The following is an 833-nucleotide window of genomic DNA, read 5'->3' as shown; positions in this document are numbered from 1 at the left end:
TCGGTGGCCGTGGGTGGTGACGCTCCGGTCTCGGTGCAGTCGATGACGACGACGGTGACGGCGGACATCGGTGCGACGTTGCAGCAGATCGCGGAGCTGACGGCGTCGGGGTGTCAGATCGTGCGGGTGGCGTGTCCGTCGCAGGATGACGCGGACGCGTTGCCGGTGATCGCGAAGAAGTCGCAGATCCCGGTGATCGCCGACATTCATTTCCAGCCGAAGTATGTGTTCGCGGCGATTGATGCCGGGTGTGCGGCGGTGCGGGTGAATCCGGGGAACATCCGGCAGTTCGACGACAAGGTCAAGGAGATCGCGAAGGCGGCGTCGGGCGCGGGTGTGCCGATTCGTATCGGGGTGAACGCGGGGTCGCTGGACAAGCGGTTGCTGGAGAAGTACGGCAAGGCCACGCCGGAGGCGCTGGTGGAGTCGGCGTTGTGGGAGTGCTCGCTGTTCGAGGAGCACGGTTTCCGGGACATCAAGATCTCGGTGAAGCACAACGATCCGGTGGTGATGGTCAACGCCTACCGTCAGCTGGCGGCTCAGTGTGACTATCCGCTGCATCTGGGTGTGACGGAGGCGGGTCCGGCGTTCCAGGGGACGGTCAAGTCGGCGGTGGCGTTCGGTGCGCTGTTGAGTGAGGGGATCGGGGACACGATCCGGGTGTCGTTGTCGGCGCCTCCGGTGGAGGAGGTCAAGGTCGGCATTCAGATTCTGGAGTCGCTGAATCTGCGGCAGCGGCGGCTGGAGATCGTCTCGTGTCCGTCGTGCGGCCGGGCGCAGGTGGATGTGTACAAGCTCGCGGACCAGGTGACGGCCGGTCTTGAGGGCATGGA

1 protein-coding gene is annotated in these 833 nt (G+C 65.2%); it reads left to right on the top strand.

All coding sequences use genetic code 11. The features are described 5' to 3' along the window. The coding region (gene ispG, locus GWI24_RS44615; RefSeq protein WP_210951696.1) for a flavodoxin-dependent (E)-4-hydroxy-3-methylbut-2-enyl-diphosphate synthase at positions 1 to 833 on the top strand (833 nt) is incomplete at both ends.

Source organism: Streptomyces sp. MK37H, assembly GCF_018035285.1.
Classification (GTDB): Bacteria; Actinomycetota; Actinomycetes; order Streptomycetales; family Streptomycetaceae; genus Streptomyces; species Streptomyces endocoffeicus.
Note: the sequence above shows the minus strand (reverse complement) of the source record. Positions and strands in the feature narration are given on the sequence as shown.